Genomic DNA, 23065 nt, shown 5'->3' with positions numbered 1-23065 from the left:
GCGAGGTCGACAGCGATTGACGACGATGGCCCCGGGGTCGCGTCCCACTGACCGGCCACTGTCGAAAGACCGAACCGTCGCCGGCCAACCGTCACTAGCATGAGGACTGCGAGGTGGGTCGAACGCGCGGCACTCCCCGCGGGCTTTCTCGCCACGCTCGTGACACTGCTGGGCGTGTTTTACTATCCGGTTGGCACTGTTCTCTCCGAGTCCGTCCGCGAGGCCGGCCGTTTCACTCTCGATCCGCTACTCGCTGTCCTGACTGATCCGTTCTATACCGGAGTTGCCCACCACCTGTTTGCCGATCCGCTCGGCGTCCCGGCGGGGCTGCTCGAGTGGATCACGGCCGGATTCTCGCCGATCGCGTTCGGGCTGTTCGGGTTCACGGCCTATCAGGCGGCACTTTCGACGGCTGCGAGCGTCCTGCTTGGGTTGCCCGGCGCGTACGTCCTCGCGCGGTACGAGTTTCGGGGTCGGCGGACCCTGCGGTCGCTGACGATCGTCCCCTTCGTACTGCCGTCGATCATGGTCGCCGTGGGCTTTCTCGCGATGTTCGGCCGGACTGGTCTGCTCAACGACCTGCTGAGCGTCGCCGGACTCGGCCCGGTGGAACTGACGTTTACGCTGCAATTGATCGTGCTGGCGCACGCCTTCTACAACGCGCCGCTGGTGACTCGTCTGGTGGCGACGGCCTGGGAGTCGGTCGACCGCCGGCAGGTCGAGACCGCCCGAGCGATGGGTGCCTCTCGACTGGGGGCGTTCCGGGACGTGGTGCTGCCGGCCCTGCTGCCGGCACTGCTGACCGCGTCGCTGTTGACGTTCGTGTTCACGTTCATGTCGTTCCCGATCGTGCTGGCGCTGGGCGGCCTTGACCTCGCGACCGTCGAGGTCTGGATCTACGCCCGCGTCCAGGCGCTGGACCTGAGCGAGGCGGCCACGCTCGCCACGCTCGAAACCGTTCTCTCGCTGGCGCTGACCTACCTCTATCTGCGCTACGAGGCGCGCCAGCGCTCGGCCAGCGGTGCTGGTCAGCCCCTCCCTCGCAAGTCCCTCGCGATCGGGTGGGACACGCTTCGCAGTCCGGTCCGGCTGGCGATCGCCGGCTACGGCGTGGTCGTGGCCGTCGTGTTCGTCGGCCCGCTTCTCAGTCTGTTGATCGAGAGCGTCACTACGCCCGATGGCACGTTCACGACCGCCTACTACGAGTTCCTGCTCGCCCGGCAGACTTCGACGGCCGTCGGGACCACCAAACCGCTGCCGGCGATCGTCAACTCGCTGGTCTACGGGGCCGGGACGCTCTTGTTGGCGGTCCCGATGGGGGTCGTCGTCGCCGTCGTCGCCACCCGCGGTGGCCGCGGGAGTCGGCTCGCGGAAGCGCTGCTCACGGCGCCGCTCGCGGTCAGTGGGATCGTCGTCGGACTCGGCTTGCTCCAGACGTTCGTGTTCGGCACGGTCCTCTTCGGCTATCGGATCACCGCCGCCGGGCCCGTGGCAATCGTCTTCGCCCACGCCGCCGCTGCGTATCCCTTCGTGACGCGCAACGTCGCGCCTGCGCTGGGCGGTCTCGATTCGCGGTTCCGGGACGCTGCCCGATCGCTGGGTGCGAGCCGGCTGCGCGCGCTCGTCGAGATCGAGCTCCCGCTGGTGGCCACGGCGGTGCTTGCGGGGGCGGCCTTCGCCTTCGCGATCAGCATCGGCGAGTTCGATTCGACGGTCTTACTCGCGGAGGGCGTCGACAGTTACACGATGCCGGTCGCGCTCGAACGCTACGTCGGGAACCGATCGCTGGGCCCCAACCTCGGCCCGGCGACCGCGATGGGAACCGTTTTGCTTTTCATCACCAGCCTGAGTTTCGTCGCGATCGATCGGCTGGGCGGGCGGTGGGAACCGTGAGCAGCGTCACGCTCCGGGACATCTCGGTCGCCTTCGACGGCGTCCCGGCACTAGCGGACGTCTCACTGTCGATCGAGGAAGGCGAGTTCTTCACGCTGGTCGGTCCCTCCGGCTGTGGGAAGACCACGACGCTTCGGACAGTCGCGGGGTTCGAATCCCCCGATACCGGATCCGTCTCGATCGGCGGCGAGAACGTCGTGGGGCTCCCGCCCGAGGACCGCAACGTCGGGATCGTCTTCCAGAACTACGCGCTGTTCCCGCACATGAGCGTCCGCGAGAACGTCGCCTACGGCCTTCGCTACCGGGACCCGCCGGGCGAGGTCTCCACGGAACAGCGCGTCGCCGAACTGCTGGATCTCGTGGACATGGCCGGGATGGGAGACCGCGATCCCGAGGGACTCTCGGGCGGCCAGCAACAGCGGATCGCGCTGGCCCGCGCGCTCGCGCCCGGACCGGACGTACTCCTGCTTGACGAACCGCTGTCGGCACTGGACGCCCGGCTTCGGGAACGCCTGCGTGTCGTGATTCGGGACCTCCAGCAGGACCTCGGTATCACGACGATCTACGTCACCCACGACCAGGCCGAGGCGCTTGCGATTTCCGATCGGGTGGCCGTGATCGCTGACGGTCGCGTCGAACAGGTCGGCCCCCCGGAGGCGATCTACCGCGAACCGGCGACCCACTTCGTCGCCGAGTTCGTCGGCGATAACAACCTCTTCGGCGGTGTCGTCGTCTCGGCCGATCCGCCCCGAGTCGGCCTCGATCCGGGTTCTGACGACGCGCCTGGCACGACGATTCCCGTCGATGGCGTCTCGGGAGTCGGTCGGGAGGTGACGCTCTCGATTCGGCCCGAATCGGTTTCGATCGTCGGGGACGCCGAGCGTCAGTCCGCCGGCGCGGCCGGGTCGATCACCCTGCAGGCGACCGTCTCGACGGTCGAGTTCATGGGTGACGCCTATCGCGTTCACTGCGAGTGGCAGGGTCGGGAGTTACTGGCCAAGATCGACGCCGACGAACCGCCGAGCGGAGCGGTGACGCTGTCGTTCGATCGCGAGGACGTGACGCTCCTGGAGGAACCGTGACGGACCTCGGCAAGATCGACGCCGACTTCTTCGAACGCGTGGTCGCGCCGAACCTCGGCGCCGACCGCGGAGCGGTCTCGCTCGGTCCGACTGCGGGGATCGACTTCGGCGTCTTCGAACTCGGCGGACGGGCCGTCGTCACCGCGACTGACCCGATATCGGTGCTCCCGACCCTCGGGCTCGAACGCGCGGGCCGCCTGGCTACCGATATCGTCCTCTCGGACGTCGCCGTCTCGGGAATCGACCCCTCGCACCTGACGGTGACACTCACGCTGCCACCGGAGTATCCGCCAGCGGACCTGGCGACGCTGTGGCGGGGGATCGACGCCCACACCCGCGAGCTCGGGGTCAGCATCACCGCCGGCCGCGCCGGCCGCTACTCGGGTGTCGACAGCTCCTGGATCGGCTCCGGGACGGCCTTCGGCGTCGGCGATCCCGACGACCTCGTCCGTCCGGACGGAGCACGACCGGGCGACGCGCTGGTGATCTCGACCGGCCCCGCCGCGGAGGTCGCGGGCCTGTTCTCGACGCTGTATCCCGAACGGCTCGGCCTCGATCCCGGGGCCGTCGCGACCGCCCAGGAGCGACTCGCGGACGTCCCGGCGGTCGCGGACGCGCTGGCCGCGCACGACGCCGGTCGAGTGACGGCGATGCACGACGCCACCGAGGGCGGGATCGCCGGCGGCCTGAACGAGATGGCCGACGGCGCAGGCGTCCGCTTCGAGATCGATCCCGACGCGGTCCCGATGGCCGACGGCGTCGAGGCGGTCTGTGACGCGATCGGTGTCGACCCGTGGCACGTGACCAGCTGCGGGACGCTGTTGATCGCGGTCGCGCCCGGCGACGCGTCGGACGTGGTGGCCGCGCTCGAAAACCGGGACACGCCGGCCGCCGTCGTCGGTCGAGTGACCGAGGGGGACGGTGTGTACGCCCGTGGGGAGCGCGTGGAGCCGCCCGAGTCAGACCCCTCGTGGGCGGCGGCGAGTCGATTGCGCGACGGCTCGTGATACTGGTTGGCTGCTCGAAACGAAAACGGAATCGGCGATCTTACAGCGAAATCGCGTCGACGGGGCACTGTTCGGCGGCCTGCTCGGCCTCGTCCGTAACCTCGTCGCTGACGGCCGTCGCGACTGCGCCGTCCATCTCGAACGTTTCCGGTGCGACCGACACGCACACCTGACAACCCGTACAGATTGACTCGTCTACTGAAACCATTGTTCCAGTCCAGCGTTGCTACCCCCAATAAAAGGGGGTCACGGGGATTCCCAGCCGATGGTAACGTGTCTGTGGAACCGTGAAGGTCAGCCGTCTTCGCTCACTACGAACTCACACAGCTCCTCGCCGGTCGCGGCCATGCCTTGCCGGGAGAAGAACGCGGCCACGTTCTCACAGTCGCGTTCGAGGAATTCGTCGGCGTTGGGATGGTGTTTGGTCACGGCCTGGCCGAGATCGATCACGACCAGCTGTCCGTCCTGGAAGACGATGTTGTACTCGCTGAGATCGCCGTGGACCAGCCCGGCGTCGTACAGCCGGCGCATGTACTCGGCGACGACCTCGTAGGCAGTCTCGGGATTCTCGACATCGACCTCGCTGAGTCGCTTGGCGCGGTCGCCGTCCGTGGCGATGTACTCCATCACGAGGACGTTTCGCTCGACGGCGATAGGATTCGGGACGCGGACGCCCGCCTTCTGGGCGCGCTTGAGGTTGGCGAACTCCTTGCGGACCCAGGCCATCACGACCTTGCGTTTGTCCTGGCCGATCCCCTCGAAGCGCGGATCGCCGTCGAGATAGCCGCGCATGTCCTTGAAGTCGCTGGCGTTGATCCGGTAGACCTTCACTGCGACTGTCTCGTCGCCGGCTTTTGCCGTGTAGACGTTGGCCTCCTTGCCCGTCGAGATCGGGCCGCCGAAGGCGTCGATGTAGCCGTCCTGCACCAGCTTGTAGATCGCGGCGTAGGTGGCCTCGTCGAACACCGATTCTTCGAGTTTGAACCGCTCGGTGTTTTTGATCCGCTTGCGGAACTCGCTGAACTCGCGGTCGCGCTGGCGCGCGATGCGGTCGGCTTCCGTGTCCTCGACGTCGATTTCCTCCCACTCGTCGCCGACGCCGTCGACCGCCTCCGGTTCCACGAGTTCGAACTCGCCTGTCATCTACCCTGGGGGTACGACGCGGATACCTAAAAGAAGCGGGCCTCTCATACGGTCGGTTGTCCGTCTGTTCCGGATCGATCGCACCCGGTATGCGATCGTACCGGTAAATTGTCACAACCAACAGCATCAGACGTTTGTCACGAGCGGGCGGCACGTCGTTACAGTAGTCACTATCAGTCGTCGTCCGCCTCGACGTCGACCTCGGACCGCCGTCGTGCCGCGCGCTCGACGAACTCCCGGGGTAACTCGTCGATTTCCCCGGCCTGGACCGCCCAGAGGTTGGCGTACAGACCGTCCGCGTCCAGCAACTGCTCGTGGGTGCCGCGCTCGACGATCCGGCCGTCCTCGACCACGACGATCGTGTCGGCGTCCTTGATCGTCGAGAGCCGGTGGGCGATGGCGAAGGTCGTCCGGTCCTCGGTGAGCGCGTCGAGGCTCTTCTGGATGAGCATCTCCGTCTCGGTGTCGACGTCGCTGGTCGCCTCGTCCAACACGAGAATCTCCGGGTCCTTGAGGATCGCGCGGGCGATGGCGATTCGCTGGCGCTGGCCCCCGGAGAGTTTGACGCCGCGCTCGCCGACCTTGGTGTCGTACCCGTCGGGAAGATTCTGGATGAACTGGTGGGCCTCGGCCATCTCAGCGGCCTCGACGACTGCCTCGTGGTCGGCGCCAAACGTGCCGTAGGTGATGTTCTCCTCGACGGTGCCGTAGAACAGGAACGTTTCCTGGCTGACGTAGCCGATCTGTCGACGGAGGCTGGGGATGGTCACCTCGCGCAGGTCCGTACCGTCGACGGTGATCGCGCCCTCGTCGACGTCGTACATCCGCAACAGGAGCTTGAGTATCGTCGATTTGCCCGCGCCGGTCGGCCCGACGAGCGCGACGGTATCGCCACCCTCGACGGTGAACTCGATGTCCTCGACGATGGGCTCGCCGCTGGATTCGTTGTCCGGCCCGGACGGTGGTTCGTAGTCGTATCCGAACGTCACGTCCTCGTAGGCGACCCGTCCGTCAGTCACTTCGAGCGGCTCGGCGTCGGGGTCCTCGGCGATCCGGGCAGGCGTGTCCATCAGCCCGAAGATCCGCTCGGCGGAGGCGTAGGCCCGCTGGTACATGTTGATTATCTGGCCGAACTGGGCCATCGGCCAGATGAACCGCTGGGTGAGCGTGATGAAGACGACGAACTGCCCGGTCGTCAGCGGTTCGGTGAACATCAGCGGGGCCGTTCCGGTCGTCTCGTAGGTCAGCGCCCAGTACCCGCCGGCGGTGAAGGTCAACACGAACCCGATCCCCGAGATCAGTCGCAGGCCGGGAAAGAACTTGATCCGGGTCCGGATGGCGTCCCAGTTGGCGTCGAAGTAATCCTGTGAGACGTCATCAACCCGCTCGGACTCGTAGGGTTCGGTGTTTGCAGTCTTGATGACCTGGATGCCGCCGAGGTTGTTCTCCAGCCGGGAGTTGAGCTGTCCGACCGACGAGCGCACCTCGGCGTATTTGGGCTGGATCGTCTCGATGAACTTCTTGGTGAAAAAGGCGATCAGCGGCACCGGGACCAGCGCGATCAGTGCCAGCTGCCAGTTGAGATAAAAGAGAATCGCGGCGATGCCGATCACCATCACGATCAGCCGGAACGCGGAGTTCATCCCGTCGTTGAGAAACCGCTCAAGGCGATTGACGTCGTTTGAGAGGACGGACATCATCTCGCCGGTCTGCTTGTCGGCGAAGAAGTCCATGTTCAGCCGCTGCATCTTGTCGTAGGTGTCGGTCCGGACGTCGTGCTGGATGTGCTGGGCGAAGTTGTTCCAGCCCCAGTTGCGCGCCCAGTGAAAGATTGCCGCGAAGAGGAAGGCCCCGCCGACGATTCCCGATGCGATCCACAACTGCTCGCGCGGCGCGGTCGGGAGCCAGGACTGTGGGACGAAGAGTAGCGAGAACGTCGTCTCCTGGCGGATGATCGCGTCGATCGCGATCCCCAGGAATAGCGGCGGCAGCAGGTCCAGGACGCGTGCGAAGACGCTGGCGAACAGTCCGACGCCGAAGTACCCGGCGTTGTCTCGCCCGTATTCGCGAAACAGCCGAGCCATCGGCCGCTCGACGCGCTCGCGCTGGGCTTCGAACACGTCATCGTCGTCGGGATTCGGTGCGTCCACACCCGCTTCAGGAACCCGGCGGAAAAAAGCCCGTCGCCAGCGCGTCAGGCGTTCACACTGTGCGGTATGACGACGCTGTCGCCCACTTCGACGCCGGTCTCGTTGGTGTAGCCACGGGGGACCTCCAGCACGTACTGGCCGGTACCGGGGTAGGGTCGCAGATCGTCGCCGGACGTCTCCTCGGGTACGGGCGCGTGGTGAATCGTCGTGATCGTGCCGTTCGGCGCAACGAAGATGATGTCCAGCGGGAAGTCCATCTCACGCATAACGAACTCCCGACGCTGTGACTCCTCGAAGACGAACAGCATGCCCTCGCCGTCGGAAAGAGACTCGGTCTCGCTCAGCCCGATGTAGCGTTCGCGATCGCTGTCAGCGACCCGCACGTCGACGGTCGCCAGTCTGGTTCCGTCGTCCGCGGCGAGGGTGACCGTCGTCTCCTCGTACTCCAGCGGATACAACACGCCCGCGAGTGGCCCGGTCGGCTGGAACGCCCAGATCCCGATCGCGAGGACCACGAGGCCAATGGAGACGAGCGTGACGACTCGATCCCGGTCGGGCCAGTCCATACTGTATCGACGGGCGGCGAGGGCGTAAGGTCGTCGGTCCAGAGAGAAAGCGTTATTCACTCGGGCGAGCAAGACAGGTCTGCGGGTCCGTGGTCTAGTTGGTTATGACGCGGCCTTTACAAGGCCGAAATCGGCGGTTCAACTCCGCCCGGGCCCATCGATTCTGCGACGAACGAAGGTGAGGAGCGAATCGTACTGCCGGCCGGAGTCGAACCCCGGGAGTCGCAGCGTCGAGCGGAGCGAGACGACCGTCTCACTCCGGTTCAACTCCGCCCGGGCCCATTCTTCCGTCGAATGGATGTGAGACGGCTGAATTGCTATTGTCGAGTTCAATTCTGCTCTCCGCATTCGCCCGTCCGTTCGAGGACGATCACGTATCCGTAGACGCCGAGGTCCTGGGGATCGCCGTACTGGATCGTCCGCGGGTAGATTCCGGCCCGGATCATATTCCAGGTCCGGTCGTAGGGCTGTCCGCCGTCGAGAAACGGCGGCTCCCGACCGAAGGTCGCGGCCACGTCGTAGGGGTAGGGGGCGTTTGCAGTCTGGTAATCACTGTCGGCCAGCAGGTCGTGGATGTACGCGGCGTCGCCGTCGTACGTCCAGCGTTCGGAGAGCTGACTGTGGTTGTCTGGGGCAAGCCACAGCATCGCTCGCTGGTAGTTGAGCGCGATGTAGTCGGGACAGCGCTGCTCGACGTCTTGCAGCCACGCGACCCTGGCGTATCCGCCGGTCTCGGCGGTCGGCCGGTAGATCGTCCACCCATGGGGGACGGCGGCCTCCTGGGAGTCCTCCGCGTAGGTCTCGACTGTCGCGTCGGCACCGCCGTGGGCCTGCAACCAGCCGACGGCCTCGTCGCGCGGCTGGCTGGCGTAGCCGAGCGTCCCGATACCGGTGTAGATCGCCGTCGAGACGATCAACAGGACGGCCAGCACGCGTGCGGCCTGCCCGTACTCGACATCGAGCCACTGGAAGGCAAGCGCGATCAGGAGGATCGCCATCGGGAACATCGGCAGCAGGTGGTGGGTCCGGAAGTACGCCCACGTCGAATAGACGGCGGTCATAACGGCGATCACCGACAGCGCGAAGGCGATCGCTGCGGTCTCGATCGACGGGGCCGGATCCTGACTGTCGGACAGGACTCCCGATTCGGACCGCAGCGTCGCCCCCGCACGCCGAGCGAGAACGACGATGGACGCCGCGATCCCCCCGACGGCAGCCAGCGTCAGCGGCCACCCGAGCCCGTTGGCTGTGCCCCGGACGTACCACCACCAGGCCGGTCTGGAGAGCCAGCCGTGGGATGACGTCTTCTCGCCGGCCAGGCGATCGATCCGGTCGATCAACACTTCGGGACCGTCCCACATGCTGGCCAGGATGTCGCCGGAGAGGCTACTCGGCAGGGTGTTGAGCACGGCGCTCGGGTACGAGAGGTACATCACGACGATCGCGACGGCCGGTCCGCCGATCAGTAGTTCGGGCCGGAACAGTGCGTCGCGAGTGTCGGGCGCTCGTCGGATACGGAACAGATACGCGATCCCGAGCAAGATCGCCGTCACGCCGGTCGTCGGCTTGAGCGCAATCGCGAAGCCACCGATGGCGCTCCCAGTCAGGAACAGCCGCCGCGAGCCGGTTTCGACGTAGCGCAACGCGAGATAGAACACGAGCAGGAGACAGAACAGCGCCGGGACGTCCTCGCCGGCCTCGTGTGTGAGAACGACCACGCCCCAGGTCAGCGCGAGCAACAACGAGGCGAGCCGACCGGTCGCCCGATCGCGCACGTGTGTCCCGATCCGGTAAAGCAGGTACACCGATCCGACGGCAAACACGACGTTGACCAGCCGGGCCGGCAGGACCGTCGCCCACCACACCCAGGCCGGCAGGGCCTGCCAGTGCGCGTAGAAATCCGTCCCGATCGCGCTCAACAGGTCACTGAAGACACTCGCCTCGCCGGTGAGGACGACGATGGCGATCGCGGGTAGAGCCACGAGCCCGTAGAGATACAGCGTCGGCCCAAACACACGCCAGTACGTCGAGCCGTCCTGTAGCGCTTCGACGGTGAGCCCGTCGTTGACGACGAAGCCGGCGATCTCCATGCTATCGACGACTCGCCAGCGCTCGTCTCTGGTCGCGAAGTTCGGGAGCCGATGCCAGATCCAGAACAGCGACAGCACCGCCGAGAGCAACAGGATGTACTTGAGATAGGGGTCCGCCTCAAGGTCGTCTCTGACCTGCTTGCGGGCGCGATGGAGTGGCGAGAACCGCATGTGTGTGCTGTCTCAATCCGTCAATAATTGTGTGTCGGATACGGAACTCACCGAAGCCAGGTGACGAGTATCGTCCGTGTGAGACCCAGCGCGTAGCCCAACTGCGGTTTCTTGGTCTCGCCGGCGGCACGCTGTTCGATCGTGACCGGCACCTCCGCGATGCGCAGCCCCGATTTCCGAGCCTCGATGAGCAGTTCGGGCGCGCTGAACCGCTCCTCGGTGAGCGTCATCTGCTTGAGTGCCGTCCCGCGGATCGCTCGGTAGCCGTTCGTGCAGTCGGTGATGTTCATCTTCGCGATGAGATTGATCAGCGCGGTGAACACCCGGATCCCGGACTGTCGCGCGAGCCCGTTGTCCGACCGATCGGTGCCGAGATAGCGCGAGCCGACGACGTAATCGGCCTCGCCTTCGGCGATGGGTGCGATCATCTCGTCCAACTGCTCGGCCGGATGCTGGCCGTCCGCGTCCATCGTGACGACGATGTCGGCGTCGTGTTCTCGAGCGATCGTGAATCCGGTCTGTAACGCGCCGCCCTGGCCCTGATTGATCGGGTGCTCGACCACCAGCGCGCGTGTCTCTGCGGCCGCTCGTCGGGTACCGTCCGTCGAGCCGTCCGAGACGACCACCGGTGTCACGTCGTAGCCGTCGATCCGTTCGGGCAGTTCAGCGACGACATCAGCCACCTGCGATGCCTCGTTGTACGCCGGGATCACGATGAACACCGACGGGTCGGTTGCTCTTTCCACGTCCGAGAGCTGTTCGACGGCGAGACTGCGGGTCAACTCGTGTATCGTCTGCTTGTTGTCACGGGTTCTGGCGAACAGGTACAGGACCAGAAACACCAGCGTGACGTTCGCGATCAGTGCCACCGCAAGCGGCCGCCGCTCGATCGAGAGCAGTTCACCGATACCGGCGAACACGTCCGGCGCGAGCGCCAGGAGTGCGATCCCGAACGCCAGCGCCAGCGAGAGGCCGAGTTCCCCCTTCGAGAACGTCGTTCGATACCGTTCGAGTCCCCATACGAGCGTCACGAGCGCGACGCCGACAAGCGCCACCGTCAATTCCGGGCTGTTGAGCCCACTCGCCTGAAGGACCGCACCTGCGGCTGTCATCTACTGTATGGATTGTACAGCCCCCTCGAAATAAGTGTCTTGGTCTCTCGCGAGTGGCACGATCGGCCGTCCTCCTCATGACAGTACCGAGGAGAGATCGATCCGGGCGGCCGGTACCCATCCCATCAGTGCCGGCAGGTAGACCCCGAACGATCGGTCCAGTAACACGACGACGCCGGCGACTTCGGGTGCGACCCCGAGCGCGACGAGCACGAGCGTGGCCGAGGCCTCTGAAACGCCAATTCCGCCGGGTGTGAGCGGCAGAATCGTCACGCTGTACGCCATCACGAGGACGAGCGGTAGCAACGCGCCCGGCGCGAATCCGTCTCCAAGTGCGTTGAGCAACACCAGGACACGCATTCCGGGAACGACGGCCAACGTCCCGACCCAGCCCAGCACGTAGGGAACGACGACGGCCGGACGAGACGACAGCGTGCGGAACGTGGCGGCCGAGTCGGCGGTAAACGTCGGCAGCGCGGCCACCAGCGACGCGACCCGGTCCCCGATTCGGGGGAGCATCCGAGCGAGGTGTTCGAGTCGGCCGAACAGCCGGCCCGCAACCTCCAGTCGACGACCGGCCAGCAGGACGACCGCGCCGGCCCCGAGATACATCGCCGTCGAGAGCACGACGACGGCTGCCACTCCGTCCGGGAGCCGAGTGACGAATATCCCGACGCCGACTGCCGAGACGATACCGTATAGCGTGGCGTACAGGCCGGTGTTCACGCCGGCGACGGACACCGCGTCGGTCCAGTCCACGCCCGTGTAGTGGCGCACGACCAGCGGTGCGACCGAGTGTCCCGAGGCTTTCGAAGGCAGGACGTGGTTGATGAACTTGACTACGAGGTCGACCCGCGCGCTCGTCGCGAACGAGACCCCGTCGAGTCCCCGAAGCAGTGCGTACCACATCGAGAACCGCGTCAGGAACTCGACGGCAGTGAGAGCCACGACGACACCGACGACTGTCGCGTCAAGCGCGAGCAGTTGCGCCCCGGCCCGACGCAACTCGATCTGGGTCGTGACGTACGCGAGTGCCGCGACGGCAATAGCGGCCTGCAGTCCCAGGATCAGGATACGTCGCCAGCTAGCCACGTCGGTCACCCCCGACCGTACAGCACGCGGTCTTCGACGACGGTATTGGCCGCGACGAACTCGTAGGGCTCCGCCAGAATCCGCCGCAGTGCACGTCGCATATACGCTCCCGTCCGAACGTAGACCCGAGCCGGCACCCCCTCAACGCGCGGAAGGTCGACGAGTTCCCACGGATGGATGTACAGGACGGGCGGGATCCCGCGACGAGCGAGCAGTCGCATGCCCAATATCGTGTACCGGACGCCGAAAAACCGTATCCAGGTCCCGGTCAGCGGCAGTCCGACTCCGGGCATCACGGCGACCGGCAGCTCCGTGAGCGCCGTCGGAGCCGTCGGGTCGATCTCGGCCGCCGACACCGGCCTCGTCTCGTCGTACTCGCCGCCGTACCAGCCGGGGATCGAACGGCACGGCACGACGCTCGAATCGTACTCGTATCCGGTCGCCTCGAGCAGTTCGAAGTGGTCCTCGGTGATGTCGAACGAGGGTGCCCGGAACCCGACCACCGACTGGTCAGTGACCGATTCGAGGCGTCGCCGTGACGTTGCCAGCTCCTCCCGTCGCTGTGCTGCGCTGAGTTCGGAAAGATGCTTGTGTGTGTGCGTGTGCGATCCGATCTCGTGGCCGGTGTCGGCGATCGTTTCAACGACCTCCGGCGTCTCCTCCAGCATCTCGGAGACGGTGAAAAACGTCGCTGTCGAGTCAGTCTCCGCGAGCGCATTCAGGATCGTCGGTATCGCCTCGCGGCCGACTGCGGATTCGTTTGTCGTCCCCGCCGCTGTCCGGTAGGCTGGCGTATGCGAGAAATACTCCAGGTCGATCGAGAGGACGGCCGGTACCGTGCTGTCGCTCGTCCCCATCACTTTACGTACCCCAGGTCACGCATCTGTTCTTTGAGATCTTCGGGCACCTCCTGTTCGTCCGTGGCATCGGTCGATCGTGAACTCCCCTCGAACGTCACGTCCGCGTCACGGCTGATGAGTTTGTTCTCGAAGTCCTGCCAGGCGACCGTGGCCTGTTCGTGCCAGGGAGCGATCGTGACCGCGGAGTCGGTCGTCGTCTCTAGGAGGTTGTTGCCGAGCCAGCGGTCCGGGACCGACGCGTCCGCACTGGCGGCGATCGTCGGGGCGAGATCGAGCAGGCTCAGTGGACCGTCGGCGACGTCGATCCCGTCGAAGACGACCGGCACGTCTAGCAGACAGTCGTCGACGCGCCGGAGCTGTGGCTGGTGGAAGTAGTACCCGTTGTCGTTGAACCCTTCCCCGTGATCGGCCGTGAACACCAGCGCGGGATCGCTGTCGACTTCCGACAGGAGGTGTTCGACGTTTTCGTCGGCTCGACGGAGCGAATCCCGGTATTTCCCCTCGATCTCGTCGCGTTCGGCCGCCGTGAGCTTGTCCGGCTTGAAGAAGGCCTTCTGGTCGAGTTTCTTCGAGACGGCCTCCTCCCCAGCGCCGTAGGGTCGGTGGGTTTCCATCAGGTGGATCCACAGAAATCGGGGCGACTCGGCGTCGTTGAACCATTCGATGGCTTGCTCGACGACCTCGCGGTCGCTCGGACGGTCCTCGCTTTTGGCCTGGGGCGGATAGAACTTGTAGTAGATCCGCCGGAGGAGATCGAACCTGGCGAGGTACTGGCGTAGACTGCTCCCCCGGTTCCCGGTCTCGAGGAAACTGTCGTAGCGATCGAAGCCGGCGTCGAACCCGAACTCCCCATCGGTGTTCGGATTCGGCGACAGGCCGAGACACGTATACCCCGCCTCCGAGAGCGTCTCGGCGAGCGTCGGACGCTCGACGCGACCCGTCAGGACCGAACTGAGACTCGACGCCTGAATGCTCGCGAGACTCGGCCGCGTGTAGTGGGCGGCAGTCACCCCCTTCTGCACGTCGAACGACGAGAGGAACTCCATTGCGTCCATATAATCGTATCGCACGGAGTCCGCGGTGACGAAGACGATGTCGTCCATCAGGCGGTACATCACTCAGTACTCGTTTGAGACTTTCGATACCTGGTTAGCTGCGGGCACGCGCCGCCGTCAGTATAAAACTACATATGACACACCCCCCGAACGAAACCCAATGAGCCGAACGTTCGTACTGGGTCTCGACGGGGCCAGTTGGCGGCTGCTCGATCCCTGGATCGAAGCCGGCGAGCTACCGAACCTGCAAGCCCTGCGGGAGTCGGGCACCTGGGCGGACAGCCGGAGCTGTCTCCCGCCCGTGACGTTCCCGAACTGGAAATGCTACGCCTCGGGCAAGGATCCCGGCGGATTCGGCGTGTTCTGGTTCGAAAACGTCGATCTCGACGCCGAGGAGATCACTGTCTGCAACGGCAGCGACTTCGACACGCCCGAGTTGTGGGATTACCTCAACGACGACGGACAATCGACTGGCGTGATGAACATGCCCTCGACGTACCCGCCGCGCGAACTGGACGGGTTCATGGTCTCGGGCGGTCCCGACGCCGTCGAGGGCGAGTACCGATCGCTCGAAGAGGGGTATACGTCACCGCCCGAACTGGCCGCGGAACTCGAGGACCGATTCGGGTATCGGGTCCACCCCGAGCCACTGCTGTCCAGCAACGACGAGACCGGCGCGGAAGTCGACGCAATTCTGGAGTTGTTCGAGGCCCGGTTCGAGGCTGCGCTCACGCTGTTCGAGGAGCGGGATCTGGAGTTCATGCACCTGACGCTGTTCTATCTGAACGTGCTCCATCACTTCTTCTGGGACGCCGAGCCGACCAAACGCGGCTGGAAACTGGTCGACGAGTGGATCGGCCGGATCGACGACCTCGACGACACGGACCTGATCGTCATGTCTGATCACGGTAGCGGTCCGACCCAGACGGAGTTTTACGTCAACGAGTGGCTGGCCGAGAACGGCTACCAGGCCCGCACGCGTTCGATAGGAAGTATTTTCCAGCAGGTCGGTGTCACCCGGGAGAACGCTTTGACTATCGCCAAGCGCCTCGGTCTCGTCGGAGTACTCTCGCGTGTCGTCCCCGAGCGCGTCCAGCAACTCGTGCCACAGGAAGCCGGACTCAAACGCGGGCAGAAACTCGACGCCATCGACCTGCCGAATACGAAAGCCGTCGCCAGCTCCCAGGGACCGATCTACATCAACCCCGCATACGACATCGACAGCGTCGCCCAGTCGCTGATCGAGGACCTCCGGACGGTCGAGGACGAGCACGGCCGGATCTTCACGAACGTCTACCGCGGCGAGGAGGTCTACAACGGCCCCTACGTCGACGACGCGCCGGAGGTCGTCGTCGAACAACGGCCCGGTGTCCACGTCAACGACGGGATGGGCGGCGGCGAGATCATGACCGAACCCGCTCGCTGGGCCGCCGAGAACACGAACACCGGAATCTTCGTCGCTTCGGGCCCCTCGTTCCGGTCCGACGGCGAGCGCGAGCAGATCTCGATCACTGATATCGCCCCGACAGTGCTGGCGAACGCCGGTTGTGCGATCCCCACCGATATGCGCGGCGACGTACTGGACATCTTCGCTGACGAACCCGACATCGAGAAACGCGATCCGCTGGCCGACGCCAACCGCGGCGCTGGCGCGGGCGAGGAGGTTTCCGAACGCCTCAAGCAACTCGGCTATATGGAGTAACTACCGGAGCTTCCAGAACAGCGACCGAATCCTGTAGATCAGCGACCCCTTCTGGTATCCGTCCCACCCGCTCATCCCGCCGCGGAGCGTGGTTGCGTCGTATCCTTCCCCCTCGAGTAGTCTGGTGGCCTTTTTCGCGACGATCCCCATCTTGCAGACGACCACCACTTCCCGGTCGCTCGGTATCTCGTCGAGTCGATCCCGCAGGGCGGACTCGTCGCCGCTTCGCAGCTCGTCGTATACCGGGACGTTGTCGCTGCCCTCGATCGATCCGTTCTCGTAGGACGACGCCGGTCGGATATCGAGGACGTGCAGTTCCTGCCCCGCGGACAGGCGCTCGTCCAACTCGTCCGGACGTATCGCGTTCATCGTCGTCTCATTGGACTCGCCACACAAAACCGCCGGGTTTCGCCCTTCAGGCTGGCGATCGGCTCGCTTCTCCCCGGTTGGGTCCTCGCCTCCAGCTGGCCGGCCGAACCGCGAGATGGGGCCTGTGACACCGACACACGGCTCGGAATCCAAAAGAAGACGCTTAAGTGCCTCGGCAGGGTACGAGCTTGTACTATGGCGAACGGCAAATACGCCGCACGCAAACTCAAGAAGGACCGCCAGAAACACCGGTGGTCCGACTCTGATTACGCGCGCCGAGAGCGTGGGCTGGGCGAGCAGTCCGACCCCCTCGAGGGCGCCCCCCAGGGTCGAGGTATCGTACTCGAGAAGGTCGGCATCGAGGCCAAACAGCCCAACTCCGCGATCCGGAAATGCGTCCGGGTCCAGCTGATCAAAAACGGGAAACAGGTCACCGCGTTCGCGCCGGGCGACGGGGCGATCTCGTTCATCGACGAGCACGACGAAGTCACCATCGCCGGGATCGGTGGCGCGAAGGGTCGTGCCATGGGTGACCTCTCGGGTGTCAACTACAAGGTTGAGAAAGTCAACGGCGTCTCGCTGATCGAACTCGTCCGTGGTAACGCGGAAAAGCCGGTGCGATAACTATGTCCGAAGCAGAATCCCCCGACACCGAGACGGGCGCACAGCTGTTCGGCGTCTACAGCGTCGACGACATCGAGTTCAGCGATCCCTCGACCGAGCGCTACATCACGGTCACTCCGATCGCACACACGATGGGGCGTCACGCCGAAAAGCAGTTCAAGAAAAGCGAGATCTCCATCGTCGAGCGGCTCATCAACCGTCTGATGCAGACCGACGAGAACACGGGCAAGAAACAGCAGACGACCCGGATCACTCGTGAGGCCTTCGAGATCGTCCACGAGCGAACCGAGGACAACCCGGTCCAGATCCTCGTCAGCGCCGTCGAGAACAGCGCCCCGCGCGAGGAGACCGTCCGCCTGAAGTACGGTGGCATCTCCGTCCCGAAGGCCGTCGACGTCGCGCCCCAGCGCCGCGTCGATCAGGCCCTGAAGTTCATCGCCGAGGGCGTCTACAACAGTTCGTTCAAGACGACGACCGACGCCGCCGAGGCGCTCGCCCAGCAGCTCATCGGCGCCGCCAACAACGACGTGCAGACCTACGCCGTCTCCCAGAAAGAGGAGAAAGAACGCGTCGCGGCCGCCGCGCGGTAACGACTCTCTGTCTTCTCAGTTCTCCGCCGGGTATAGCGGTTGCGCCGTCAATCGGCGGCCCGTCTTTCCTCCAGCACGTACTCGCGGGTGAGATCGACCAGCGCTTTGCGGAACCCGCTGTCGTCCGGGTCGGGTTCGAGCGACAGAAATCGGTGCTTGAACGTATTGAGACTCACGTCTGGGGCGTCTTCGGCGGCCGCGTGAGCGAGGTCGTACAATCGGTGGTCACGGTCGATCAGGTCGTGTCGTTCCGCCTGCGCCAGCGCGAAGGCAGCGTTGACAGCCGTGATGTCGGGGTCGGACGCGGGTGTCCGGCGCGTCCAGGTCGGCTGCCGTTCGGCCGGCCGATCCGAGACCGCAATCGCCAGCGTCGACTCGAAGAACCGAACGAGTTTCTCCCCCGGAGCCAGGTCCAGCCACAGGTCGTCGGCGTAGATATCCTTGACGTGATTGGCGATCTGATAGCAGTGGGTGACCTTCCGGCGTTCGACGCTGCGACCGGCCAGCGCCAGAAAGAGCACTTCGTCCGTCGATTGGACGTGGGAGGGATGGCTCCGCTCGTGGCGGTACATATGAGCGAACTCGTGAAGCGCGAGCTCGCGGGCCATCGCGCTCGTCGCGGCCTGCCGGGAGATGATCAGTCGGTGGCGGTCGTCGGTGTGGCCAACGCGCGTGCGTTCGTCTGGATCGTCCCGTACCTCGACCTGCACCGGCCGTTGGAGGTCGTATTCCGTCCCGAAGAGACTCGCTGCACCGAGAAACGGTCGTTCCGGGCCGCCGCCCCGAACCTGTACGTCCATGGGTAGCGTTGCCAAGGTATGCAGACGTATTACTGTTGTGTCCGCTCGTGGATTCGGCTTCGATACTGGTTGTTGACACCTCGCGGCGAAACAGTGGAGACGTTCTTGAAAGTCACGTCTCCCCTGCCTCGACACTCCCACTCCACCCGTCGAAACACCGTTGGATCCTTCCTGATCGGCTGCCTCCAACGAGCTTCCGTGTTCGCGTGCCAATAGCGCACTCACACGGAAACACCGAAAGATCGCTCCTTTACAGTCGCTCTCTTTCGAGCTTCGTGGCTTGGGGGCTAACGCCCCGCTCGCCACGAAACACTACCCTTTTGACCCTCCTGCCGGTAGAGTCGCGCATAATGGGCCGACGTAAGAAAATTGTCCAGGAATGTGAGACGCTGATGGACAAACCGGAGAACATCCGGAACATCGCCATCGCTGCTCACGTCGACCACGGTAAGACAACGCTGACAGACAATCTCCTCGCCGGTGCCGGCATGATCGCCGACGAGGGCGAGGCGACGAAGCTGATGATGGACACCGAAGAGGACGAACAGGAACGCGGGATCACCATCGACGCGGCCAACGTCTCGATGACCCACGAATACGAGGGTACCAACCACCTCATCAACCTCATCGACACGCCCGGCCACGTCGACTTCGGCGGGGACGTCACCCGCGCGATGCGTGCCGTCGACGGCGCGCTCGTCGTGGTGGACGCCGTCGAGGGCGCGATGCCCCAGACCGAGACCGTCCTCCGGCAGGCACTCCGCGAGGGCGTCAAGCCGACCCTGTTCATCAACAAGGTCGACCGTCTCATCTCCGAACTGCAGGAAGGTCCCGAGGAGATGCAGGAGCGTCTCCTGGCCGTGATCCGGGACGTCAACGAACTCATCCGCGGGATGACCGAGGAGATGGACGACATCGACGAGGACTGGACGGTGAGCGTCGAGGAGGGGACCGTCGGCTTCGGGTCCGCGCTCTACAAGTGGGGTGTCTCGATGCCCTCGATGCAGCGGACCGGCATGGACTTCGGCGAGATCATGGAACTGGAGCGGGCCGACAAGCGCCAGGAGCTCCACGAGCGGACGCCCCTTTCGGACGTCGTGCTGGACATGGTCGTCGAGCACTTCCCGAACCCGGTCGACGCTCAGCCCCGCCGAATTCCGCGCATCTGGCGCGGCGACGAGGACACCGACGTCGCCGAGCAGATGCAACTGGTCGACGAAGACGGCGAAGTCGTCCTGATGGTCACTGACATCGGGATCGACCCCCACGCCGGCGAGATCGCCGCTGGTCGTGTGTTCTCGGGCACCATCGAGAAAGGACAGGAGCTGTACGTCTCCGGCACTGCGGGTAAAAACCGCGTCCAGTCCGTCGGGATCTACATGGGCGGCGAGCGCGAGGAAGTCGAGAAAGTACCGGCCGGGAACATCGCCGCCGTCACCGGTCTGAAAGACGCCATCGCGGGATCGACGGTCTCCAGCACCGAGATGACCCCCTTCGAGTCGATCGAACACATCTCGGAGCCGGTCATCACCAAGTCCGTGGAGGCCCAGAGCATGGACGACCTGCCGAAACTCATCGAGACGCTCCAGCAGGTCGCCAAGGAGGACCCGACGATCAACATCGAGATCAACGAGGACACCGGCGAACACCTCATCTCCGGGCAGGGTGAGCTTCACCTCGAAGTCGTCACCCAGCGCATCGAGCGCAACCAGGGCATCCCCGTGAACACCGGCGAACCGATCGTCGTCTACCGCGAGGCGCCCCAGGAGTCCTCCCGCGAGGTCGAAGGCATCTCGCCGAACCGCCACAACCGCTTTTACATCACAGTCGAGCCGCTCGATGCGGACATCGTCGAAGCGATCAAACGCGGCGAGGCATCGATGGACATGCCCGAACTCGAACGCCGCGAGGCGCTGCAGGAGGCCGGCCTCGACAAGGACACGTCCCAGGAGGTCGAGACCATCCATGGATCCAACATTTTCGTCGACGACACGAAGGGGATCCAGCACCTCAACGAGACGATGGAACTGGTCATCGAGGGGCTGCAGGAGGCGCTCAACGACGGCCCGCTGGCCAACGAGCCGGTCCAGGGGTCGCTCATCCGCCTACACGACGCCCGTCTGCACGAGGACGCCATCCACCGCGGTCCCGCGCAGGTCATCCCGGCCGTCCGACAGGCCGTCCACAACGCCCTGATGGACGCCGAGATCCGGCTGCTCGAACCGATCCAGGACGTCCGCATCGACGTCCCCAACGAGCACATGGGCGCAGCGAGCGGCGAGATTCAGGGCCGCCGTGGCCGCGTCGACGACATGTACCAGGAAGGCGACCTCATGGTCGTCGAGGGTATCGCGCCCGTCGACGAGATGATCGGCTTCTCCAGTGACATCCGGAGCGCGACCGAGGGTCGTGCCTCCTGGAACACCGAGAACGCCGGCTTCCGGGTCATGGCCGACAACCTCCAGCCCGAGAAGATCGCCGAAATCCGCGAGCGCAAGGGCATGAAGACGGAACTGCCCGAGATGATCGACTACTTCTAACCCACTTTTTCCGTCGAGGGGGTCGCAAAGCGACCCCCTCGCGCAAAAACTTGGGGAAAAAGGCTCGACCTCGCTTCGCTCGGTCGAGGGAAACGCTTCCCTGCGGTCGGCGTATGCTTGACCGCACCGTCTCCCCTCTCGCTACAGTTCGCCGAGACACTGCTTGCAGTAGTCCATCCCGCCGCGGTTGACCGCCCCGCAGTTCGGACACCGCGGCCCCGACCCGGTCGGCGACGCGGCCGGATACGTGGGACTGCTACCTCTGCCCGGTCGCGGGCCCGCCGGACGAGATCGTCGTCCCGCATGTAGTTCAGCCCGTGCCACAGCCCCAGGAACAACAGCGCCGGCAGGACGGCGATCACGACCGTGATCACCAGGGCCAGGACCGCTTCCATGCGCCGCCGTACGGACTGCAACAGGTAATGCGTGTTGGTCGGTCACACGACACACGTTCGGAGTCGCTCCCTACTCACGGCTTCGCCGTTCGTACAACCCGAGCCGCTCCTTTCAGTCGAGTCTCCCTACGCCTCCGCGGGTCGTCCCTCCCCGCGTCGGTCTGGAGTCGCTCCCGTTGGTCGCGACTCCTACTCCTCGAACCAAAATTTCCCATCGCGCTGGACGACTTCGCCGTCCAGCTCGATGTACGAATCCTCGCTCATGTCGAGGATCATGTCGACGTGGACGGCGGATTCGTTCTGTTCGTTGTCCTCGCCCACCGTTTCGGGGTAGGCCCGGCCGACGGCCATGTGGACGGTGTCGCCCATCTTCTCGTCGAAGAGGATGTTGCGAGTGAACCGATCGATGTCGCGGTTCATGCCGATTCCGAGTTCACCGAGGTAGCTGGCCCCGTCGTCGGTCTCCAGTACGTCGGTCAGCAGCGCCTCGTTCTTTTCGGCGCTGTGCTCGACGACTTCTCCGTCCTCGAAGACGAGACGGGCGCCCGCGATCTCCCGGCCCTGGTGGTAGATCGGGATGTCGAAGTACGCCTCCCCGGAGACGCTGTCTTTGACGGGGGCCGTAAAGACCTCCCCGCCGGGGAGGTTGTTCTCGCCGTGGTCGTTGAGCGTCTCGTTGCCGGCGACCGACATCGTGATGTCGGTGGTGTCGCCCGAGACGATACGGACCTTCTCGGCGTCGGTCAGCCGGTCGGCCATCTCCTGTTGCTGCTCGCGGACCGCGTCCCAGTCCTTGTTGATGGCGTCGTAGACGAAGGTCTCGTACTCTTCGGTCGCCATCTCGGCCTGCTGGGCGTTGGCCGCCGCCGGATGGAGTGTCAGGTTCCAGGTCTTGTTCAGACGGGTTTCTCTGACCGGCTCGTACGCTTTCTCGTAGGCGGATTGGGTTTCGGTGTCGACGTCGCCGAGCTCGGTCTCGTTGTCACCGCCCTTGATCGCGATGTAGGCGTCCATCGCCTCGTAGAGCGCGTGGGTATGCTCTGGCTCCTCGAACTCGCCGTCGTAGTGCTTGAGATACGCCCGTCGGAAGCGCTTGCCCAGTCGCTCCTGGATCACGAGCGGGTGACCGCCCACCTCGGCGACGGACTCGACGATGGCCGTGACGAGGTCCTCCGCGACCGGGTGGGCGTCGATGACGACGTGATCGCCCTCGCTGCAGTCGATCGAGTGATTGACGATGATCTCGGCGTGTTCGCGAACGCGTGGATCCATACCTGGGTATTCGGAGTGACATCTGTAAGTTCCTTCCGGACCGATGGTCAGGCTCTTGGGCCGGTCGGGACGTATCGACGCATATGAACCCCGAGATACGGACCGTCGACGCACCGGACGAGGACGATTCCGTCTATCAAGACGCCCTTTCGGTTCGGACGACCGTCTTCGTCGAGGAACAGGGCGTTCCTGCCGACCTCGAAGTCGACGAACACGAATCGGACGCGATCCATCTCGTCGCCTACGACGACGACGAACCCATCGGGGCGGCCCGGCTTCGACGGCCGGGCGAGACGACTGGCAAAGTCGAACGCGTCGCGGTACGGTCGGCGTATCGCGAGCGCGACGTCGGCACTGCACTCATGGAGCGACTCGAAGCGGTGGCCCGCGACCGCGGTCTCGAAACCATGCGACTGCACTCCCAGGTCCGGGCCGCCCCGTTCTACGCCCGGTTCGGATACGAGCGCGTCGGAGAGCGGTTCGAAGAGGCCGGAATCCCACACGTCGAGATGCGAAAGACGCTGGCTGGCGAGTGACTTTTGGTGCTTGCCA

The 23065-nt window shown here is 64.9% G+C and carries 21 protein-coding genes and 1 tRNA gene; 9 read left to right on the top strand and 13 right to left on the bottom strand.

Annotated elements, in window-relative coordinates:
- Positions 1–99 precede the first annotated feature (99 nt).
- From HSEST_RS11035 to HSEST_RS11025, 3 genes are read left to right on the top strand one after another with little or no spacing between them, the layout of a single operon-like run.
- The gene (locus HSEST_RS11035; RefSeq protein ID WP_229120983.1) at positions 100–1893 is read left to right on the top strand and encodes an ABC transporter permease; all 1794 of its coding nucleotides are present in this window, start codon (positions 100–102) and stop codon (positions 1891–1893) included.
- Positions 1881–2975: an ABC transporter ATP-binding protein gene (locus tag HSEST_RS11030; protein ID WP_229120982.1), complete on the top strand. Its 1095-nt coding sequence runs from the start codon at positions 1881–1883 to the stop codon at positions 2973–2975. The genes HSEST_RS11035 and HSEST_RS11030 overlap by 13 nt, the downstream gene beginning before the upstream one ends.
- The gene (locus tag HSEST_RS11025) at positions 2972–3982 is read left to right on the top strand and encodes an AIR synthase family protein (RefSeq protein ID WP_229120981.1); all 1011 of its coding nucleotides are present in this window, start codon (positions 2972–2974) and stop codon (positions 3980–3982) included. Before HSEST_RS11030 ends, HSEST_RS11025 begins: the two co-directional genes overlap by 4 nt.
- 40 nt (positions 3983–4022) lie before the next feature.
- On the opposite strand, the gene HSEST_RS11020 is transcribed toward HSEST_RS11025, so the two are convergent.
- The 4 genes from HSEST_RS11020 to HSEST_RS11005 all read right to left on the bottom strand — a co-directional run bounded on the left by HSEST_RS11020 (position 4023) and on the right by HSEST_RS11005 (position 7841).
- The gene (locus HSEST_RS11020) at positions 4023–4190 is read right to left on the bottom strand and encodes a ferredoxin (protein ID WP_229120980.1); all 168 of its coding nucleotides are present in this window, start codon (positions 4188–4190) and stop codon (positions 4023–4025) included.
- Positions 4191–4276: 86 nt separating this feature from the next.
- Entirely contained in the window at positions 4277–5125 is an 849-nt protein-coding gene (rio1, locus tag HSEST_RS11015; RefSeq protein ID WP_229120979.1) for a serine/threonine-protein kinase Rio1, read from the bottom strand.
- 173 nt (positions 5126–5298) lie between these two features.
- Positions 5299–7275, bottom strand: a complete 1977-nt coding sequence (locus HSEST_RS11010) for an ABC transporter ATP-binding protein (RefSeq protein WP_229120978.1) — start codon at positions 7273–7275, stop codon at positions 5299–5301.
- 44 nt (positions 7276–7319) lie between these two features.
- Positions 7320–7841: a DUF192 domain-containing protein gene (locus tag HSEST_RS11005; RefSeq protein WP_229120977.1), complete on the bottom strand. Its 522-nt coding sequence runs from the start codon at positions 7839–7841 to the stop codon at positions 7320–7322.
- An 83-nt stretch (positions 7842–7924) separates the two neighbouring features.
- Between HSEST_RS11005 and HSEST_RS11000 the strand changes: the two genes are divergently transcribed.
- Positions 7925–7998 (top strand) — tRNA-Val (locus tag HSEST_RS11000).
- A 172-nt stretch (positions 7999–8170) separates the two neighbouring features.
- On the opposite strand, the gene HSEST_RS10995 is transcribed toward HSEST_RS11000, so the two are convergent.
- From HSEST_RS10995 to HSEST_RS10975, 5 genes are all read right to left on the bottom strand, one after another.
- Complete coding sequence (locus HSEST_RS10995) at positions 8171–10102, bottom strand: glycosyltransferase family 39 protein (protein WP_229120976.1); 1932 nt, start codon at positions 10100–10102, stop codon at positions 8171–8173.
- 47 nt (positions 10103–10149) lie between these two features.
- A complete protein-coding gene (locus HSEST_RS10990; RefSeq protein ID WP_229120975.1) occupies positions 10150–11214 on the bottom strand; it encodes a glycosyltransferase family 2 protein in 1065 nt (354 codons plus the stop codon).
- 75 nt (positions 11215–11289) lie between these two features.
- The gene (locus HSEST_RS10985) at positions 11290–12306 is read right to left on the bottom strand and encodes a lysylphosphatidylglycerol synthase transmembrane domain-containing protein (RefSeq protein ID WP_229120974.1); all 1017 of its coding nucleotides are present in this window, start codon (positions 12304–12306) and stop codon (positions 11290–11292) included.
- A gap of 5 nt (positions 12307–12311) precedes the next feature.
- The gene (locus HSEST_RS10980; RefSeq protein ID WP_229120973.1) at positions 12312–13163 is read right to left on the bottom strand and encodes a polysaccharide deacetylase family protein; all 852 of its coding nucleotides are present in this window, start codon (positions 13161–13163) and stop codon (positions 12312–12314) included.
- Positions 13163–14269: a sulfatase-like hydrolase/transferase gene (locus tag HSEST_RS10975; RefSeq protein ID WP_229120972.1), complete on the bottom strand. Its 1107-nt coding sequence runs from the start codon at positions 14267–14269 to the stop codon at positions 13163–13165. The genes HSEST_RS10980 and HSEST_RS10975 overlap by 1 nt, the downstream gene beginning before the upstream one ends.
- Before the next feature lie 112 nt (positions 14270–14381).
- Between HSEST_RS10975 and HSEST_RS10970 the strand changes: the two genes are divergently transcribed.
- Complete coding sequence (locus HSEST_RS10970) at positions 14382–15923, top strand: alkaline phosphatase family protein (RefSeq protein WP_229120971.1); 1542 nt, start codon at positions 14382–14384, stop codon at positions 15921–15923.
- Here the strand turns inward: HSEST_RS10970 and HSEST_RS10965 are convergent, their stop codons facing one another.
- Positions 15924–16292 carry a rhodanese-like domain-containing protein gene (locus HSEST_RS10965; protein ID WP_229120970.1) on the bottom strand — a complete coding sequence of 123 codons (369 nt, stop codon included), beginning with the start codon at positions 16290–16292 and terminating at the stop codon, positions 15924–15926. It lies immediately after the preceding gene.
- Between the two features lie 195 nt (positions 16293–16487).
- Here HSEST_RS10965 and HSEST_RS10960 point away from each other — a divergent pair, with 195 nt between their 5' ends.
- Positions 16488–16916 carry a 30S ribosomal protein S12 gene (locus HSEST_RS10960; protein WP_229111026.1) on the top strand — a complete coding sequence of 143 codons (429 nt, stop codon included), beginning with the start codon at positions 16488–16490 and terminating at the stop codon, positions 16914–16916.
- A 2-nt stretch (positions 16917–16918) separates the two neighbouring features.
- Positions 16919–17506, top strand: coding sequence for a 30S ribosomal protein S7 (locus HSEST_RS10955; RefSeq protein ID WP_229120969.1), 588 nt, complete (start codon positions 16919–16921; stop codon positions 17504–17506).
- Between the two features lie 47 nt (positions 17507–17553).
- Here the strand turns inward: HSEST_RS10955 and HSEST_RS10950 are convergent, their stop codons facing one another.
- The gene (locus HSEST_RS10950; RefSeq protein WP_229120968.1) at positions 17554–18306 is read right to left on the bottom strand and encodes a DUF5781 family protein; all 753 of its coding nucleotides are present in this window, start codon (positions 18304–18306) and stop codon (positions 17554–17556) included.
- 350 nt (positions 18307–18656) lie between these two features.
- Between HSEST_RS10950 and HSEST_RS10945 the strand changes: the two genes are divergently transcribed.
- Positions 18657–20846 (top strand): elongation factor EF-2, encoded by a 2190-nt coding sequence (locus tag HSEST_RS10945; protein ID WP_229120967.1) that lies wholly within the window; start codon positions 18657–18659, stop codon positions 20844–20846.
- A 141-nt stretch (positions 20847–20987) separates the two neighbouring features.
- On the opposite strand, the gene HSEST_RS14670 is transcribed toward HSEST_RS10945, so the two are convergent.
- Both HSEST_RS14670 and HSEST_RS10940 read right to left on the bottom strand, forming a co-directional pair.
- Positions 20988–21170 (bottom strand): DUF7577 domain-containing protein, encoded by a 183-nt coding sequence (locus HSEST_RS14670; protein WP_418886516.1) that lies wholly within the window; start codon positions 21168–21170, stop codon positions 20988–20990.
- 260 nt (positions 21171–21430) lie between these two features.
- Positions 21431–22513: an aminopeptidase gene (locus tag HSEST_RS10940; protein WP_229120966.1), complete on the bottom strand. Its 1083-nt coding sequence runs from the start codon at positions 22511–22513 to the stop codon at positions 21431–21433.
- 83 nt (positions 22514–22596) lie between these two features.
- Here HSEST_RS10940 and HSEST_RS10935 point away from each other — a divergent pair, with 83 nt between their 5' ends.
- The gene (locus tag HSEST_RS10935; RefSeq protein ID WP_229120965.1) at positions 22597–23049 is read left to right on the top strand and encodes a GNAT family N-acetyltransferase; all 453 of its coding nucleotides are present in this window, start codon (positions 22597–22599) and stop codon (positions 23047–23049) included.
- The last annotated feature ends 16 nt before the right edge of the window (positions 23050–23065 follow it).

This window comes from Halapricum desulfuricans, assembly GCF_017094465.1.
Taxonomy (GTDB): domain Archaea; phylum Halobacteriota; class Halobacteria; order Halobacteriales; family Haloarculaceae; genus Halapricum.
This window is presented reverse-complemented; position numbering and strand designations above follow the sequence as displayed.

Coding starts and splice junctions, on each gene's coding strand:
- HSEST_RS10965 (WP_229120970.1), bottom strand. CDS start 16,292: ATGAACGCGATACGTCCGGACGAGTTGGACGAGCGCCTGTCCGCGGGG.
- HSEST_RS10990 (WP_229120975.1), bottom strand. CDS start 11,214: ATGACAGCCGCAGGTGCGGTCCTTCAGGCGAGTGGGCTCAACAGCCCG.
- rio1 (WP_229120979.1), bottom strand. CDS start 5,125: ATGACAGGCGAGTTCGAACTCGTGGAACCGGAGGCGGTCGACGGCGTC.
- HSEST_RS11005 (WP_229120977.1), bottom strand. CDS start 7,841: ATGGACTGGCCCGACCGGGATCGAGTCGTCACGCTCGTCTCCATTGGC.
- HSEST_RS10960 (WP_229111026.1), top strand. CDS start 16,488: ATGGCGAACGGCAAATACGCCGCACGCAAACTCAAGAAGGACCGCCAG.
- HSEST_RS10940 (WP_229120966.1), bottom strand. CDS start 22,513: ATGGATCCACGCGTTCGCGAACACGCCGAGATCATCGTCAATCACTCG.
- HSEST_RS10935 (WP_229120965.1), top strand. CDS start 22,597: ATGAACCCCGAGATACGGACCGTCGACGCACCGGACGAGGACGATTCC.
- HSEST_RS10950 (WP_229120968.1), bottom strand. CDS start 18,306: ATGGACGTACAGGTTCGGGGCGGCGGCCCGGAACGACCGTTTCTCGGT.
- HSEST_RS11020 (WP_229120980.1), bottom strand. CDS start 4,190: ATGGTTTCAGTAGACGAGTCAATCTGTACGGGTTGTCAGGTGTGCGTG.
- HSEST_RS10995 (WP_229120976.1), bottom strand. CDS start 10,102: ATGCGGTTCTCGCCACTCCATCGCGCCCGCAAGCAGGTCAGAGACGAC.
- HSEST_RS10945 (WP_229120967.1), top strand. CDS start 18,657: ATGGGCCGACGTAAGAAAATTGTCCAGGAATGTGAGACGCTGATGGAC.
- HSEST_RS10955 (WP_229120969.1), top strand. CDS start 16,919: ATGTCCGAAGCAGAATCCCCCGACACCGAGACGGGCGCACAGCTGTTC.
- HSEST_RS11035 (WP_229120983.1), top strand. CDS start 100: ATGAGGACTGCGAGGTGGGTCGAACGCGCGGCACTCCCCGCGGGCTTT.
- HSEST_RS10980 (WP_229120973.1), bottom strand. CDS start 13,163: ATGGGGACGAGCGACAGCACGGTACCGGCCGTCCTCTCGATCGACCTG.
- HSEST_RS10975 (WP_229120972.1), bottom strand. CDS start 14,269: ATGGACGACATCGTCTTCGTCACCGCGGACTCCGTGCGATACGATTAT.
- HSEST_RS10970 (WP_229120971.1), top strand. CDS start 14,382: ATGAGCCGAACGTTCGTACTGGGTCTCGACGGGGCCAGTTGGCGGCTG.